General features: G+C 65.1%; 13 protein-coding genes. 3 read left to right on the forward strand and 10 right to left on the reverse strand.

Translation table 11 applies throughout. The features are described from left to right. Window positions 1-3: 3 nt before the first annotated feature. The 4 genes from CVM73_RS24005 to CVM73_RS24020 form a co-directional block, all read right to left on the reverse strand. A complete protein-coding gene (locus CVM73_RS24005; RefSeq protein ID WP_100234325.1) occupies window positions 4-486 on the reverse strand; it encodes a tripartite tricarboxylate transporter TctB family protein in 483 nt (160 codons plus the stop codon). 204 nt (window positions 487-690) lie between these two features. Further along, on the reverse strand, window positions 691-1,683 hold the full coding sequence (locus CVM73_RS24010) for a Bug family tripartite tricarboxylate transporter substrate binding protein (RefSeq protein WP_100234326.1): 993 nt from the start codon (window positions 1,681-1,683) through the stop codon (window positions 691-693). Between the two features lie 49 nt (window positions 1,684-1,732). Next, window positions 1,733-2,992 (reverse strand): CaiB/BaiF CoA transferase family protein, encoded by a 1,260-nt coding sequence (locus CVM73_RS24015; RefSeq protein ID WP_100234327.1) that lies wholly within the window; start codon window positions 2,990-2,992, stop codon window positions 1,733-1,735. Window positions 2,993-3,001: 9 nt separating this feature from the next. After that, window positions 3,002-3,796 (reverse strand): enoyl-CoA hydratase/isomerase family protein, encoded by a 795-nt coding sequence (locus tag CVM73_RS24020; RefSeq protein ID WP_100234328.1) that lies wholly within the window; start codon window positions 3,794-3,796, stop codon window positions 3,002-3,004. 116 nt (window positions 3,797-3,912) lie between these two features. Here CVM73_RS24020 and CVM73_RS24025 point away from each other — a divergent pair, with 116 nt between their 5' ends. Both CVM73_RS24025 and CVM73_RS24030 read left to right on the forward strand, forming a co-directional pair. Further along, on the forward strand, window positions 3,913-4,578 hold the full coding sequence (locus CVM73_RS24025) for a GntR family transcriptional regulator (protein WP_100234329.1): 666 nt from the start codon (window positions 3,913-3,915) through the stop codon (window positions 4,576-4,578). A gap of 216 nt (window positions 4,579-4,794) precedes the next feature. Continuing rightward, the gene (locus tag CVM73_RS24030; RefSeq protein ID WP_100234330.1) at window positions 4,795-5,766 is read left to right on the forward strand and encodes an MBL fold metallo-hydrolase; all 972 of its coding nucleotides are present in this window, start codon (window positions 4,795-4,797) and stop codon (window positions 5,764-5,766) included. Window positions 5,767-5,834: 68 nt separating this feature from the next. On the opposite strand, the gene CVM73_RS24035 is transcribed toward CVM73_RS24030, so the two are convergent. Further along, window positions 5,835-8,981: an efflux RND transporter permease subunit gene (locus tag CVM73_RS24035; protein ID WP_100234331.1), complete on the reverse strand. Its 3,147-nt coding sequence runs from the start codon at window positions 8,979-8,981 to the stop codon at window positions 5,835-5,837. Between the two features lie 5 nt (window positions 8,982-8,986). Next, window positions 8,987-10,189 carry an efflux RND transporter periplasmic adaptor subunit gene (locus tag CVM73_RS24040; protein ID WP_100234332.1) on the reverse strand — a complete coding sequence of 401 codons (1,203 nt, stop codon included), beginning with the start codon at window positions 10,187-10,189 and terminating at the stop codon, window positions 8,987-8,989. A gap of 180 nt (window positions 10,190-10,369) precedes the next feature. Here CVM73_RS24040 and CVM73_RS24045 point away from each other — a divergent pair, with 180 nt between their 5' ends. Further along, window positions 10,370-11,023, forward strand: coding sequence for a TetR/AcrR family transcriptional regulator (locus CVM73_RS24045; RefSeq protein ID WP_245452417.1), 654 nt, complete (start codon window positions 10,370-10,372; stop codon window positions 11,021-11,023). Between the two features lie 48 nt (window positions 11,024-11,071). On the opposite strand, the gene CVM73_RS24050 is transcribed toward CVM73_RS24045, so the two are convergent. From CVM73_RS24050 to CVM73_RS24065, 4 genes are all read right to left on the reverse strand, one after another. Further along, window positions 11,072-11,488 (reverse strand): ASCH domain-containing protein, encoded by a 417-nt coding sequence (locus CVM73_RS24050; protein ID WP_100234333.1) that lies wholly within the window; start codon window positions 11,486-11,488, stop codon window positions 11,072-11,074. A gap of 77 nt (window positions 11,489-11,565) precedes the next feature. Continuing rightward, a complete protein-coding gene (locus CVM73_RS24055; RefSeq protein WP_100234334.1) occupies window positions 11,566-12,285 on the reverse strand; it encodes a haloacid dehalogenase type II in 720 nt (239 codons plus the stop codon). Window positions 12,286-12,436: 151 nt separating this feature from the next. Next, window positions 12,437-13,438 carry a class II fructose-bisphosphatase gene (gene glpX, locus CVM73_RS24060; RefSeq protein ID WP_100234335.1) on the reverse strand — a complete coding sequence of 334 codons (1,002 nt, stop codon included), beginning with the start codon at window positions 13,436-13,438 and terminating at the stop codon, window positions 12,437-12,439. Between the two features lie 172 nt (window positions 13,439-13,610). Beyond that, a complete protein-coding gene (locus CVM73_RS24065; protein WP_100234336.1) occupies window positions 13,611-14,927 on the reverse strand; it encodes a homoserine dehydrogenase in 1,317 nt (438 codons plus the stop codon). Window positions 14,928-14,934: the final 7 nt, after the last annotated feature.

Genomic DNA, 14,934 nt, shown 5'->3' on the forward strand with positions numbered 1-14,934 from the left:
CCGTCAGAACCCGAAGGCGGCGGCGAGCGCACCGTGCGGCAGGCTGACCTGGAACATGCGCTCGAACACGACGTAGAGCGCGAGCGCCGTGGCCGCCGCCATGGCGAGCGCGCGCGGCACGGATTGGTGCCGGGGGATCGCCAGCACTGCGAAGACATACAGCGCCGAGGCGACGTACATCCCGGCGAGCGGAATCGCAGCGACGAAGATCGCAGCCGGCACGAACAGGCCGGCGAGCCGGCGCAGCTCGAGCGGCGTGATCGCGATGGGAACGCTTGCGAGCGTCGCAGCCGGCAACGCGCCCCTCACCAGATTGTACAGGCTCCCGAGCACGACGATGATTCCGGTCAGGAACGGAAACGTGCCGGCGTCCACGCCTGCGCTCGACCAGCCGATGCCGTTGTCGAGGCTGGAGGCGATTACGGCCACACCGAAGCTGCCGGTGAGGATGGCGGTCGCAAGCTCAAGCGCGCGGCGGGAGATCATGGCGTGGTACCTATGAAGGCGGAGCTATCCATGTGACTGGGGGGCCTGCCGAACGAGTTCGGCCTGCATGGTTCGAGACGCCCGCTTTGGCGGGCTCCTCACCATGAGGGTCTGACATCTCGCCGCAACTTGCGACCTCATCCTGAGGGCCCGCCTCAGGCGGGCGTCTCGAAGGATGGCCGCAGGCGACCTGCCTGCCCCGCCTCACTTGACGAGCCAGCCCTGCTCGCCCGCGACCTGCTTGACGTGTTCGAGGTCCTCCTTGATGAATTTGTCGAACGCGGCACCGGTCAGGAACGTGTCGACCTGGGAGGTCTTCTCGATGTAGTCCTTCCACTCCGGCGTCGCCTGCACCTTCTTCATGAGGTCGACATAGAACGCCGCCTGATCCGGCGTGACCTTGCCGGGCAGCCACACGGTGCGCGGCTGCTCATATTGCTTGATGTCGAGGCCCTGCTCGACGCAGGTCGGAACGTCGCTCCAGCCTTCGGTTGCAGTGACCTTCGGCCCCTGCGGCAGCCGCTTCGGGCTGAAAACGCACAGCGGTCGCTGCGTGCCGCCGCGCCATTGCCCGAGGCTTTCGCTGGGATTGTTGACGTGGGAATCGAGATGTCCGCCGGCGAGCTGCACGGCGGTCTCGGCGCCGCTCTTGAAGGGAATGTAGGTCAGCTTGACCTTGCCGGCCTTCTCGATCATGCGCGTCAACACCTCGTCGGTGTCCTTGGACTGCGCGCCGCCCATCTTGAATTCGCCCGATGCGGCCGCCTTCAGATAATCGCCCGCCGTCTTGTAGGGCGTGTCCTGCTTGACCCAGAGCAGGAACTCGTCCTGCGCCATCGCCGCAATGGGGGTGAGATCGGTGTAGTTGAACGCGACCTTGGAGACGAGCGGTTGCTGCCAGGCGTTCGAGGTGCCGAAGATCACCTTGTAGGGATCGCCCGCGGAGGCCTTGCCGTAGACGTAGCCTTCGGCGCCGCTGCCGCCGCCCTTGTTGACGACGACGATCGGCTGCTCCGTCAGCTTGTGCTTGGTGATGATGTTCTGCACCGCGCGGGCGAGGTTGTCGGTGCCGCCGCCGGGGCCGGCGGTGGCGACGAACTCGATCGGCTTTTGCGGTTGCCAGGCGGCGAGTGCCGGCATCGTGCCGGCGAGCACGGTTACGGCTGCGGAGAGCAGAAATGTTGACGTCCGACCCATGATTTCCTCCAGCTGATTTTGTCTTTTTTCTTGTCGTATCGATACCAGCTCAGGCGACGCGTTCCTCGCGTCGTCCTGATGCCAGCACGATCGCGCCTTCTTTTTCGAGCGCTTCGATTCGTGACTGGTCGAACCCGTGCTCGGCCAGCACCTCGCTCGTGTGCTCACCATAGACCGGCGCACCTGACAGCACTTTGCCCGGGGTCTCCGAAAACTTGATGGGAAGCCCGATCGTCTTGACGGGGCCGAGCTTGGAGTGCTCGACCTCGATGACCATCTCGCGCGCCAGCGTCTGCGGATCGCTGAGGGCCTCCAGCATGTCGTGCACGGGGCCGCACGGCACGCCCTTCTCGTCCAGCGCCGCGAGCCAATGCGCCCGCGACCTGGTGCGGAAGCGCTCGCTCAGGACGGCCTCGAGCTCCTTCAGGTTCGCCATGCGATCGGCGCCGGTGACGAAGCGCGGATCGGCGGCGAGCTCGCTCGCGCCGAGTGCTTCCAGCATCAACAGCCAATGCTTCTTGTTGGCGCCGCCGACCACGAGCCAGCCGTCAGAGGCTTCAAAGGCTTGATACGGCGCATTGAGCGGATGGGCCGAGCCCATCGCGCGCGGCGCAGTGCCCGCCGCGAGCGCGATGGTCGACTGCCAATAGGTCTGCACCAGCGCAGCTTCATAAAGCGAGGTCTCGACCCACTGCCCTTCGCCGGTCTTGAGACGATGCGTGTAGGCCGCAAGGATGCCCATGCTCGCGAGCAGGCCGGCGGTGATGTCGGACAGCGGCGGACCGCATTTGACGGGCGGGCCGTCGGGGCGTTCGCCGGTAAAGCTCATGATGCCGCTCATCGCTTGTGCGACAAGGTCAAATCCCCTGCGGTGCTTGTAGGGACCGGTGCGGCCGAAGCCCGACAGCGAGCAGTAGATCAGCGCCGGGAATTCGGCGTGCAGCGCCTCGTAGCCGAAGCCAAGGCGCTCCATCGCGCCGGGCGCAAAGTTCTCGACCAGCACGTCGGCATCCGCGATCAGCCGCCGCAGCACCTGCTTGCCGCCGTCGGTCTTCAGATCCAGCACGATGCCGCGCTTGTTGCGATTCATCATCAGGAAGGATGCCGCCTCGTCGCCGATCTTCGGCGGCACGGAGTGACGGGTATCGTCGCCGTTCGGCCATTTCTCGATCTTGATGACGTCGGCGCCCATGTCGGCGAGCATCAAGGTGCAGGTCGGTCCCGCCATGACGTGGGTGAGGTCGATGACCTTGAGGCCGGCCAGCGGTCCCGAACGGCGAGACGTGGATTGCGATCGATTGCTTTGCATCGGCTCGTCCTATTGGCCGCGCCATTGCGGCGCGCGCTTGTTGAGGAAAGCATCGAGCCCTTCGCGAAAGTCCTGGCTCGTGTAGCACATCAGGATGAGGTCTTCGCCCTCGTCCCGCGTCAGCCGCCGTTGCAGGCGGCTGACAGCCTGCTTGGTCGCATTCAGCGTCAGCGGCGCATGGCTCGCGACGAGCCGGGCCATCTCCTCGGTGCGCCGCTCGAGGGCGGCAAGGTCGTCGACGACCTCGCCGAGCAGCCCGACGCTTGCGGCCTCCGCGGCATCGACAAGGCGCGCGGTGAAGATGAGATCCTTGACCCGAGCGGCGCCGATCAGTGCGGTGAGACGGCTGACATTGGACATCGACAGGCAATTGCCGAGCGTCCGGGCGATGGGGAATCCGATTTTCGCGCTTCGCGTGCCGATGCGGAGGTCGCAGGCCGCAGCAATGCCCGCCCCGCCTCCGGTGCAGAACCCGTTGATCGCCGCGATCGTCGGTACCCTGCACTGCTCCAGCGTGGTCAGCACGCGATCGATGCGGTTCTCGTAGTCGATGGCGTCCTGCGGTGTCTTGAACTCGCGGAACTGGTTGATGTCGGTGCCGGAGGCGAAGGCCTTGTCGCCGGCCCCGCGCAGCACCAGCACCTTGATCGCATGGTCGCGGTTCGCCCCCTCACAGATCGCGGCAAGCCGCTCGTACATCGCGAAGGTAAAGGCATTGCGGGCCTGCGGGCGGTTGAAGGTGATCCGCCCGATGCCATCGTTGCATTCAAAAACGAGGTCGTCCGCCTCCGCAGCCAGGTCCATTTCCTCATGTCCTTCTTGTTTTTTGCATTTTTGAATGCAAAATCTGCGATTAGCAAGCTGGAACTTCCAACTATCGCCAGATAATCTCGCTTTTGCATTCAAAATGGAGCGCTTCCATGCTTCACGAGGAGGTCGTCGGCCGCATCCGCGCCATCCTGCTCGACGGTGAAATCCCGCCGGGCGCGCGGATTCCCGAGCGTGAGCTGTGCGAGCGGCTCGAGATCTCGCGCACGCCGCTGCGCGAGGCGCTCAAGGTGCTGGCCGCCGAGGGCCTCGTGCAGCTGCTGCCGCACCGCGGCTCGCGCGCGGCAAAACTGACCGACAAGGACATGCGCGACCTGTTCGAGGTCTGCCAGGGCCTCGAGGCCCTCGCCGGCGAGCTCGCCTGCGAGCGCATCACGGACGCAGAGATCGATGAGATCGCCGCTGCGCATGCGGACATGGTGCGGCATTATTCCGAGGGCGACCTGATCCAGTACTATCGCGGCAATCGCGCCATTCACGAAGCCATCGTCACCGCAGCCGGAAATCCCGCGCTGACGTCGCTCTACGCCTCGGTGACCGCGCGCATCCGGCGCGCGCGCTACGTCACGCCGATGACGCCGCAGCGCTGGGCGCTCGCCGTGAAGGAGCACGAGGCGATCCTCAACGCGCTTCAGCGCCGCGACGGCGTCGGCCTCGCCCATATCCTGCGTGCGCATCTCCGTCACAAGCGCGAAGAGGTCCTGCAGGCGGGTTTTGCCGAGACAGAGGGCAACGACGTCACTTTGAGAATTGCGTAACGCGCAATTCCGTGCTCGGGCGCATCCTGCCTTTGCACGTCGCCTTCGCGCTTCGACCATCGTTCTCGTTCAGCGTGTAGTGCCAAGTAATTCCACTTGCTAGCTTGTCGCAACCGGCGCAGCATGCCTTGCACCGTCGCTGGCCACGGGGCCGATCAGGCGGTCGCAACGCGCGAACAACTTGCGCAAAACAAAAGACAAAGGCGGAGGAAACGCATGACACTCGATGTCTCACGTCGGTCCCTACTCGCACTCGGCGCCGGTCTCGGCGCCAGCGCAATACTCGGCAGCAATGCGATGGCGCGGGCTCCCAAGCTCGGCACCCAGACGCCCTATTGGCACCGCTTCATCCTCGGCGATGCGGAAGTGACCGTCGTCTCCGACGGGCCGCTGCCGCTCGGCGACCCCTCCGGGACATTCCTTGGCGTTCCCAAGGAAGAGGTCAAGAAGATGCTCGCCGACAATTTCCTGTCGCCGGACAATGTCGTGCTCGAACAGAATTCGCCGATCGTGAACACCGGCGACAAGCTCATCCTGTTCGATACCGGCATGGGCAGCTCAAAGATGTTCGGCGCCAGCACCGGCCGGCAGCAGAAGAGCATGACCGAGGCCGGCATCAAGCCGGAGGACATCGACGCCGTGGTTTGCTCGCATGCCCATATCGACCACATCGGGGGCATCGTCGACGAGGGCGGCAAGCCGCTGTTTCCGAATGCGCAAGTCTACATCTCCCAGACCGATTTCGATTTCTGGACCGACGAGGGCAAGCTGGGCAGCCCGGCCAAGGACTTCGTCGTTCACGCCCGCAAGAATCTGTTGCCGGTCCGCGACCGCATCGTGTTCTTCAAGGACGGCCAGGAATTCCTGCCCGGCGTGCAGGCGATCGCGGCGCCCGGCCATACCGTCGGCCACACCATCTTCATGGTCTCGTCGGCGGGGAAATCGTTCGCGTTCCTCGGCGACCTCTCGCACCATTCGGTGCTGCTGCTGGAGCGGCCGCGAATGGAGTTCTCCTATGACACGGATCCCAAGCAGGCGGCTGAATCGCGCGTCAAACTGCTGACGATGCTGGCGGCGAACAAGACCCCGGTGATGTCCTATCACTTCGCCTGGCCGGGCTATGGCCACGTCGCCAAGGCAGGCGACGGCTTCCACTACTATCCGGAGCCGATGAAGATGACGTTGTAGGTCGGCAGATCAGCTCCGGGCACACGCGCTGCCCGGAGCTGCGATGCACCTCATTCCGCGGGCTCGCCTCATTCCGCGGGCTGTGTGAGGGCACGTGACTCCGAGGCGACAGCGTCCGTTCGCGCGCCCGGAAATATCCGCCGGACCAGAACGAACAGCGCCGGAACGAAGAAGATGCCGAGGACGGTTGCCGCGATCATGCCGCCGGCAACGCCGATGCCGACCGCGTTCTGGCTGGCGGAGCCCGCGCCAGTCGCCACTGCCAGCGGCAGCACGCCGAGGATAAAGGCGAGCGACGTCATCAGGATCGGGCGCAGACGCTGACGCGCTGCGTACAGCGTAGCGTCCACAAGGCTGCGGCCGGCGGCAATTTGCTCCAGGGCGAATTCGACGATGAGGATCGCGTTCTTCGCCGCAAGACCGATCGTGGTGAGCAGGCCGACCTGAAAATACACGTCGTTAGCCTGACCGAACAGCGTCGCGGCGAGCAGCGCGCCGAGCACGCCGATCGGTACCGTCAGCATGACCGCGAACGGAACCGACCAGCTCTCATAGAGCGCAGCAAGGCTGAGGAACACGATCAGGAGCGAGATCGAATAGAGGTACAGAGTCTGACTGCCGGTGAGCCGCTCCTGGAACGACAATCCAGTCCATTCGTGGCCGTAGCCCTTGGGCAGCTTGGCCATCTGCTCCTCCACCGCCTGCATGGCGAGGCCCGAGCTGATGCCCGGCCCCGCCTGGCCCTGGAGCTCGACGGCGGCAACGCCGTTGTAGCGCTCCAGGCGCGGCGAGCCGAAGCTCCAGCGATCGGTGGCCAGCGCCGAGAACGGCACCATCGAGCCCGCGGCATTGCGGACGTACCAGCGGCCGATGTCGCTGGTGTCCATGCGGAACGGCGCGTCGCTTTGCACATAGACTTGCTTGACGCGGCCGCGGTCGATGAAGTCGTTGACATAGGCGCCGCCCCAGGCCGCCGAGAGCGTGGTGTTGAGATCGCTGAGGTTGACGCCGAGAGCCGTGGCCTTGGCCTGATCGACGTCGAGGTTGAACTGCGGCGTATCGTCCTGCCCGTTCGGCCGCGCCTGCGCGACGCGCGGATCCGTCGCCAGCTGGCCCAGCAGCTGGTTGCGCGCCTGGATCAGCGCTTCGTGACCGTTGCCGCCGGTGTCCTGCAGGTAGACGTCGAAACCGCCGGCATTGCCGAAGCCCGGAATCGGGGGCGGCAGCACCGCAAATACCATGGCGTCGCGGATCTTTGCGAACGCCCCCATGGCGCGGCCGACCACGGCCTGCGCCGAGCTCGCAGGACTCTTGCGCTCGTCGAACGGCTTCAGGCTGACGAAGGCCAGGCCCACATTTTGCCCCTGCCCCGCAAAGCTGAAACCACTGACCGCGAATACGCCCGCCACGGTGTCCTTCTCGTTATCGAGATATTGATGCTCGATCTGCTTGATGACATCGAGCGTGCGCGTCGCGGTGGCGCCGACCGGAAGCTGAATCAGGGTCATGATCGATCCCTGATCTTCCTCGGGCAGGAACGAGCTCGGCAGCCGCTGGAACAGGACGACCATGCCGGCGACGACCGCCACGAAGGCGATCAGGACGCCGGCGACGCGCCTGATCGCGCCGCCCGCGGCGCGCTGATAGCCGTCGGCCATGCGGTCGAAGCCACGGTTGAACAGCCCGAAGAATCCGCGCCGGGTGCCATGATGTTTCGCCGGCTTCAGGATGGTGGCGCACAGCGCCGGTGTCAGCACCAGCGCCACCAGCACCGAGAGCAGCATCGCCGTGACGATGGTCAGCGCAAACTGCCGGTAGATGATGCCGACCGAGCCGTTGAAGAACGCCATGGGGATGAACACGGCCGAGAGCACCACGCCGATGCCGACCAGCGCGCCGGTGATCTCGCGCATGGACTTTTCGGTCGCCTCGCGCGGGCCGAGCTGCTCCTCGGCCATCACGCGCTCGACGTTCTCGACCACGACGATGGCGTCGTCGACCAGGAGGCCGATCGCCAGCACCATCGCGAACATCGTCAGCGTGTTGATGGAATAGCCAGCAAGCGAGAGCACGCCGAAGGTCCCGAGCAGCACCACCGGCACCGCGATGGTCGGAATGATGGTGGCGCGCCAGCTCTGCAGGAACACGAACATGACGACGAAGACGAGGACGATAGCCTCGAACAGCGTGTGCACCACCTTCTCGATCGACAGCTTGACGAAGGGCGTGGTGTCGTAGGGGTAGATGACGCGAAGCCCCTCCGGCATGGTGGCACTGAGCTGGGCAATGCGCGCCTTCACCGCCTCCGAGGTCGCAACCGCATTGGCGCCGGTCGCAAGGCTGATGCCCATGCCGGCGGCGGGCTTGCCGTTGTAGCGCGCCGCTGAATCATAGGACTTCGAGCCGAGCTCGACACGCGCGACGTCGCCGATGCGCACCACCTGGCCCGACGACGCGGTACGAAGGATGATGTCCTTGAACTGCTCGACCGTCTGCAAGCGACTCTGCGAGGTGATGGTGGCATTGAGCTGCTGGCCGCCGACGGCCGGCAGGCCGCCGAGCTGGCCGGCGGTGACCTGCGTGTTCTGGGTCTGGATCGCCGCAGTGACGTCGCCCGGCATCAGATTGTATTTGGCCAGCTTGTCGGGATCGAGCCAGATGCGCATGGCGTATTCGGCGCCAAACAACGTCACCTGGCCGACGCCGGCGACGCGGCTGATGGGATCGTTGACCGAGGACGCCACGTAGTCGGCGATGTCGCTGGCGGCCAGCCTGCCGTCCTCGGACACGAAGCCGAGCACCATCAGGAAGCTCGCCGACGATTTCACCACCTTGATGCCCTGCTGCTGCACGACCTGCGGCAGCAGCGGGGTGGCGAGCTGGAGCTTGTTCTGCACCTGGACCTGGGCGATGTCGGCATCGGCCTCGTTGGTGAAGGTCAGCGAGATCTGCACGACGCCGGTCGAGGTGCTCGACGAGGACATGTATTGGAGATAGTCAAGGCCCGTCATATTCTGCTCGATGACCTTGGTCACCGAGTTCTCGGCGGTCTGGGCGTTGGCGCCGGGATAGGTCGCGGTGATCGTGACGACGGTCGGCGCGATCTGCGGATATTGCGCGATCGGCAGCCGCATGATCGCGAGCACGCCGCCCAGCATGATCAGGATGGCGATGACCCAGGCGAAGATCGGCCGCTTGATGAAGAAATGCGACATGACGATTACTGCTCGGTTGTTGCGGCCGCCGGCCGCGCGTCGGCCTGCCGCGTCGAATTCACCGTGAGGCCGGTTGCCGGATCGACCGCGACCTCGACGGTCTTCACGGGAGCACCGGGACGGGCCTTCTGCGTTCCGTCGACGACGAGGCGATCGCCCGGCTTGGCGCCCGACCGCACCAACCAGTTGCCGTCGACGTCCTCGCCGAGATCCAGCGTGCGCTGCTCGACCTTGCCGTCCTTGTCGACGAACATCGCGACGGCCTTCCCCAGCGGATTGCGCGACACCGCCCGCTGCGGCACCAGGATCGCGCTCGGATCGACGCCGGCGACGACGCGGGCGCGCACATACATGCCCGGCAGCAGCGCCCGCTCGGGATTGGCGAAGATCGCACGCGAGGAGACCGAGCCGGTGCTCTCGTTGACGCTAGCATCGGTGAAGCCGTACTTGCCCTTGTGGCCGTAGGCCTTGCCACTCTCCATCAAGAGTTCGACCTGCACGCCCTCGGCCGGACGCTTGAGCTTCCCGCTCGCGATCTGGCTGCGCAGGCGCTCCATCTCGGAGGTCGACTGGTCGAGATCGACATAGACGGGATCGAGCTGCTGGATCGTCGTCATCGCGGTTGCCTGGCTGGCGGTGACCAGCGCACCGGGCGTGATCGATGACTTGCCGATCCGGCCCGAAATCGACGCGGTGACCTTGGTACGGTCGAGCGAAATTGCGGCGGTGTCGCGGTTGGCCTCGGCCGCCTTCAGATCCGCCTCGCCCTGCTTGTAGGCGGCGACTGCGTCGTCGACGTCCTGCTGGCTTGCCGCGTTGGTCTGGAGCAGCTGGGTCTTGCGCGCGGCCTTCAGCTTAACGCTGACCAGCGTTGCCTCGGCTCGCTGCACCGCGGCCTCTGCGCTGGCGAGGCCAGCCTTGTACTGCACGGGGTCGATCTCATAGAGCAGGTCGCCCTCCTTGACCTCGGCTCCTTCCACGAAGTCGCGCTTGAGCAGGATGCCGGTGACCTGCGGCCGCACCTCGGAGACCTGGTAGGCCACGACGCGGCCCGGCAGGACCGTCGAAATCTTCGCCTGCTGCGCCTTCAAGGTCAGGACGCCGACTTCCGGCACCATCTGCGGGAATTCCGCTTGCTGGCCCTGCTCCCCGCAAGCAGCGAGCAGCAGAGCAATGAGCGGAACGGCGAGGACGATCGAGGGACGCATGATGACGATCCATGGGTGATTGCGCGCTCCCCATGAAGACCGCGCACGGAAACAAATGGAAACTATTCAGTTTCCATTTGGAAACTTGGTAGTTTCCATCCTTGAAGTCAAGTGCTAGGCTGTCTCCATGACCGGGCTCAAGCAGTCGTGAAGAAGCCCGGATCCGGCGGCAGGTTTGACATGGCGAAGACCTCGGAGAATCGCAGGCGCGTCGACCGCAATCCCACTGCGGAACGGAGCGTTGACCGCGCCGCCCCGGACGCACGCATGATGCAGTTGCTGACGGCGGCGAAGGACACCTTCACCAGCAAGGGCTTTGCCGCGACGACGATGGACGACATCGCGGGCGCCGCCGGAATGTCGAAGAAGACGCTCTACAAATTGTTCGAGAGCAAGACCGAGCTGTTTCGCGCCATGCTGCTGCGCAGCCTGCCCGAAGCCGATTACGCAGACGCGCCTTCGGAAGGATCGCCGGTGACCCGGCTTCGAAACATGCTCCGGGAGGCGGCGGACGTGGCGCTATCGCCGGGCGAGATCGCCCTGCAGCGTCTGATCATCGGTGAACGTCAGGCCTCGCCGGAGCTGGGGCGCATGTTCGCCGAGGTCATTATGGAAAGCGGCACCGAACATATCGTCGACCTGCTCAGGACGATTCGCCTGGAGCCTCGCTTCGACGGCGTGCCGCTGCACCTGATCGCCGAGATGCTGTTCGGCATGGTGTTCGGCCATGATCATTTCAAGCTGCTGACCGACACCGGATTTAAGCTCAATCGCCGCGTGCTGGACCGGCGAATCGACCTTGCGATTGCGACGTTCTGCGCGCCCGGCGATTAGGCCCGTGAACCGCATGCGCAAGCGCACAACGGCGTCGCGGTGCTGAAGCTATGAGCCCTCGCCCGGCATGTCGCCGAACACCTCGACCAGGCGAAAACGCTCGCACATCAGCATCATGTCATCGCTATACCGCCCAAGCCTGCCGAAATAGGACTGATGGGCACGGCGCCAATAGGCCAGGCTCCGGTCGCCTTCTCCCTCCTCATGCGCAAAGGCTGCGTCGACCTCGTTGAAGCGGCGATACGTCACGTCGATGGATTCAATGACGCAACGCGGCTCACCTCGCCCGTCGAGCACGACCCAGCGCTCACCGGGCGTGGAGGTGTTCGGCTCGTCTTCGGTGCTGCACGTCGCGGTCTTGATGCCCTTGACGACGAGCTCGACCAGTTCATCCGCCAGCGCAGGGCTGTCGCCGAACGCGAAAGTTCGGAGATGTTGATAGCGCTCGGGGACCCGCCTACCCATGCTCTCTCGCATGTCACGTTACCTGCGCCAGGGCGGCCCTGGAAGCAACCGGGCCAAGCGCCTCATCAAGGCGCGGCCTAACAGCCCAATTTGTCGGCGATGCCGCCAAAATCCTTCGCCACGATGTCCCAATTGCCGGTGGCCTCGAAATCGACCTTCTGAAGCGGACCGTATTCGGTCGGCCGCGCCACGAACGCGGTCCTCAATCCGTTCTTCTGCGCGGCCGCGAGATCGCCGTTGTGGGCGGCGACCATCATCACCTGTTCCGGCTTGAGGCAGAGCAGGCGCGCGGCGCCGAGATAGGTCTCGGGATCGGGCTTGTAGTGCTCGAACAGCTCGGCCGACATGATGAGGTCCCATGGGAGACCCGCGAACTTCGCCATGTTGGTGAGCAGCGCGACGTTGCCGTTCGAGAGCGGCGCGATCACGAATTTGGTCTTGAGCCGCCTCAGGCCGGCGACGCTGTCGGGCCAGGGATTGAGGCGATGCCAGCCCTTGGTGAGGTAATCGAGATCGGCCTCGGTGAGGCCTTTGATCGAGAATTGATCGACCAGCTTTTCCAGCGAGCGGCGGTGCAGATCATCGAGCATGACGTAGCCGCGCTCGGGATGTTTGCGCACGTCGTCCATCGAGGCCATGTACATGCCGCGCCAGCCGTCGACCAAGGCGGTCCAATCAGCGGCGATGCCGCGTTGCTTGCCCCACCACATGAAATCGGTGACCAAACTGGTGCGCCAGTCCACGACGGTGCCGAACACGTCGAAGACGAGGGCTTTGACGGCGGAGAGATCGGACATGTGCGCTTCCTTTTGTTTTTATCGTTGTCATTCCGGGGCGATGCGCAGCATCGAACCCGGAATCCATTTCGCACCGGACACTGCCGCCCGATGGATTCCGGGTTCTCCGGGCCGCGCGCTTTGCGCGGTCCCGTCGCCCCGGAATGACTTCTCAATCCAAATGGAACTTCGCGAGCTCGCGGTGCTCGGCCTTGATGTAGCGCACGGTGCCGGTGACGGAGCGCATCACCACCGTCTCGGTCTCGATCACGCCATCCTTGCGGAATTTGACGCCCGAGAGCAGCGAGCCCGTGGTGACGCCGGTGGCGGCGAACAGGCAGTCGCCGCGCGCCATGTCCTCGATGCCGTAGATCATCTTGGGATCGTTGACGCCCATCTTGGCGGCGCGCTCGCGCTTCTCGTCGGAATCGAGGATGAGGCGGCACTGCATCTGGCCGCCGATGCAGCGCAGCGCCACGGCCGCGAGCACGCCTTCCGGCGCACCGCCGGTGCCGAGATACATGTCGACGCCGGTGTTGTCGGGATCGGCGCAGTGGATCACGCCGGCGACGTCGCCGTCGGTGATGAGGCGCACGGCGGCGCCGGTCGAGCGCACGCTGGCGATGATGTCCGCATGACGCGGACGATCGAGCACCAGAACGGTGATGCCTTCCGGCTTGACGCCCTTGGCCTTGGCGAGGCGGCGGACGTTGTCGGCCGGCGAAGCGTCGAGATCGACGATGCCCTTGTCGTAGCCTGGCCCGATCGCGAGCTTCTGCATGTAGACGTCGGGGGCATGCAGCAGCGTGCCGCCATCGGCCATCGCCATGGTCGCGATGGCGCCAGGCATGTTCTTGGCGCACAGCGTGGTGCCCTCGAGCGGATCGACGGCGATATCGACCTGGGGACCGGCATTCATGCCGACCTTCTCGCCGATGAAGAGCATCGGCGCCTCGTCGCGCTCGCCTTCGCCGATCACGATAGTGCCTTCGATCGGCAGCTTGTTGAGCTCGCGGCGCATGGCGTCGACGGCGGCCTGGTCAGCCTGCTTCTCGTTGCCGTGCCCGCGCAGTCGCGCCGACGACACCGCCGCCCGCTCCGTCACCCGCACAATCTCCAGCGTGAGGATGCGCTCGAGCAATGCGTGCGGCGGGACTGAAATATGGGACGACATCGGCTTACTCCTTCGAAACGGTTTGGGACAGAGATCTCTGCCCGCATCAACTCTCAACGCCCGGTGTTCGTTCGAACCAACGACCGCCTTTTAGTTTGAGCATGCACTTTCCGGAAAACCGCTTCGCACTTTGCGCTAGCGCGGCGCTCCGGGTCCGGGTCCGGGTCATGCTCTAGTTCTTCTCGATCCGGATCACCTGCGGCCGTCCGCTGATGACCTTGTCGTGCTGCACGGCGGCGAGTGCGCGGCGCACGGCGTCCTCATGCGTGGCATAGGTTATCAGAATGACGGGCACGGGGACCACCTTGCCGTCGGCCGGCGCAGCGCCGCCATTGGGATGACGCTGCACGATCGACTCGATCGAAATCTTCTGCTCCGCAAGCCGGGTCGCGATCGCCGCCGCAGTGCCGGGAAAATCGCGCGCGAGCAAGCGGATGTAGTAACCGCCCTCGTGCCGTTCCATCGGCGCCTTCTTGGTGTCGCGCAGCTGCGAGATCGGCCGGCCGAACGGATTGGCGCGGATGCCGCGCGCGACATCGGCGATATCGGCGACCACCGCGGATGCGGTCGCTGCGCCCCCGGCGCCGGGGCCGACCAGCGTGATCGGCGGAATGCCCTCGCCATCGATCGTGACCGCATTGGTGACACCCATCACCTGCGCGATCGAGGAGGATTTGGGAACCATGGTCGGATGCACGCGCTGCTCGATGCCCTTGGCGGTGCGAACCGCAACGCCGAGCAGCTTGACGCGGTAGCCGAGATCGGCGGCGGCGCGAAGATCTTCCGGCGCGATGGATGAGATGCCTTCGACATACACCGCGCTTTGAGCAACTTTCGTGCCGAAAGCGAGGCTGGCGAGAATGGCAAGTTTTTGCGCGGTGTCGTGACCGTCGACGTCGAATGACGGATTCGCCTCGGCATAGCCGAGCCGCTGCGCGTCCTTGAGGCATTCGGCGAAGGACAGGCCCTCCTGCTCCATCCGGGTCAGGATGTAATTGCAGGTGCCGTTGAGGATGCCGTAGACGCGGTTGATGCCGGTTCCGGCAAGACCTTCGCGTAACGTCTTGATGACGGGGATCGCGGCGCCGACGGCTGCCTCGAAATTCAGCGCGCCGCCGTGCTTTTCAGCCGCCTTGGCGAGCTTGAGGCCGTGCTTGGCCAGCAGCGCCTTGTTGGCGGTGACGACCGACTTGCCGGCGCCCAGCGCGGCGTCCACCGCCGACAGCGCGGGATCGCCGGCGCCGCCCATCAGCTCGACGAAGCAATCGACCTCCGGATGGGTGGCGAGCGCCATCGGATCTTTTGCCCATTCGACGCCGCGCAGGTCGATGCCGCGCTTCTTCGCCTTCGAGCGCGCGGTGACGGCGACGACACGGATGCCGCGACCGCTGCGGCCCGCGAGCACGCGCGCCTGCGTTTCAATCAAACGGACAACTTCGGCGCCCACGGTGCCGAGCCCCGCTATGCCCACTTTCAGGGGTGCAACCATGATGCCT

Source organism: Bradyrhizobium forestalis (assembly GCF_002795245.1).
Taxonomy (GTDB): domain Bacteria; phylum Pseudomonadota; class Alphaproteobacteria; order Rhizobiales; family Xanthobacteraceae; genus Bradyrhizobium; species Bradyrhizobium forestalis.

What these genes read in the sequence shown, in the direction of transcription:
- CVM73_RS24015 (WP_100234327.1), bottom strand. Translation starts at nt 2,992, where the DNA reads ATGCAAAGCAATCGATCGCAATCCACGTCTCGCCGTTCGGGACCGCTG.
- CVM73_RS24010 (WP_100234326.1), bottom strand. Translation starts at nt 1,683, where the DNA reads ATGGGTCGGACGTCAACATTTCTGCTCTCCGCAGCCGTAACCGTGCTC.
- CVM73_RS24020 (WP_100234328.1), bottom strand. Translation starts at nt 3,796, where the DNA reads ATGGACCTGGCTGCGGAGGCGGACGACCTCGTTTTTGAATGCAACGAT.
- CVM73_RS24040 (WP_100234332.1), bottom strand. Translation starts at nt 10,189, where the DNA reads ATGCGTCCCTCGATCGTCCTCGCCGTTCCGCTCATTGCTCTGCTGCTC.
- CVM73_RS24025 (WP_100234329.1), top strand. Translation starts at nt 3,913, where the DNA reads ATGCTTCACGAGGAGGTCGTCGGCCGCATCCGCGCCATCCTGCTCGAC.
- CVM73_RS24030 (WP_100234330.1), top strand. Translation starts at nt 4,795, where the DNA reads ATGACACTCGATGTCTCACGTCGGTCCCTACTCGCACTCGGCGCCGGT.
- CVM73_RS24050 (WP_100234333.1), bottom strand. Translation starts at nt 11,488, where the DNA reads ATGGGTAGGCGGGTCCCCGAGCGCTATCAACATCTCCGAACTTTCGCG.
- CVM73_RS24045 (WP_245452417.1), top strand. Translation starts at nt 10,370, where the DNA reads ATGGCGAAGACCTCGGAGAATCGCAGGCGCGTCGACCGCAATCCCACT.
- CVM73_RS24055 (WP_100234334.1), bottom strand. Translation starts at nt 12,285, where the DNA reads ATGTCCGATCTCTCCGCCGTCAAAGCCCTCGTCTTCGACGTGTTCGGC.
- CVM73_RS24065 (WP_100234336.1), bottom strand. Translation starts at nt 14,927, where the DNA reads ATGGTTGCACCCCTGAAAGTGGGCATAGCGGGGCTCGGCACCGTGGGC.
- CVM73_RS24035 (WP_100234331.1), bottom strand. Translation starts at nt 8,981, where the DNA reads ATGTCGCATTTCTTCATCAAGCGGCCGATCTTCGCCTGGGTCATCGCC.
- CVM73_RS24005 (WP_100234325.1), bottom strand. Translation starts at nt 486, where the DNA reads ATGATCTCCCGCCGCGCGCTTGAGCTTGCGACCGCCATCCTCACCGGC.
- glpX (WP_100234335.1), bottom strand. Translation starts at nt 13,438, where the DNA reads ATGTCGTCCCATATTTCAGTCCCGCCGCACGCATTGCTCGAGCGCATC.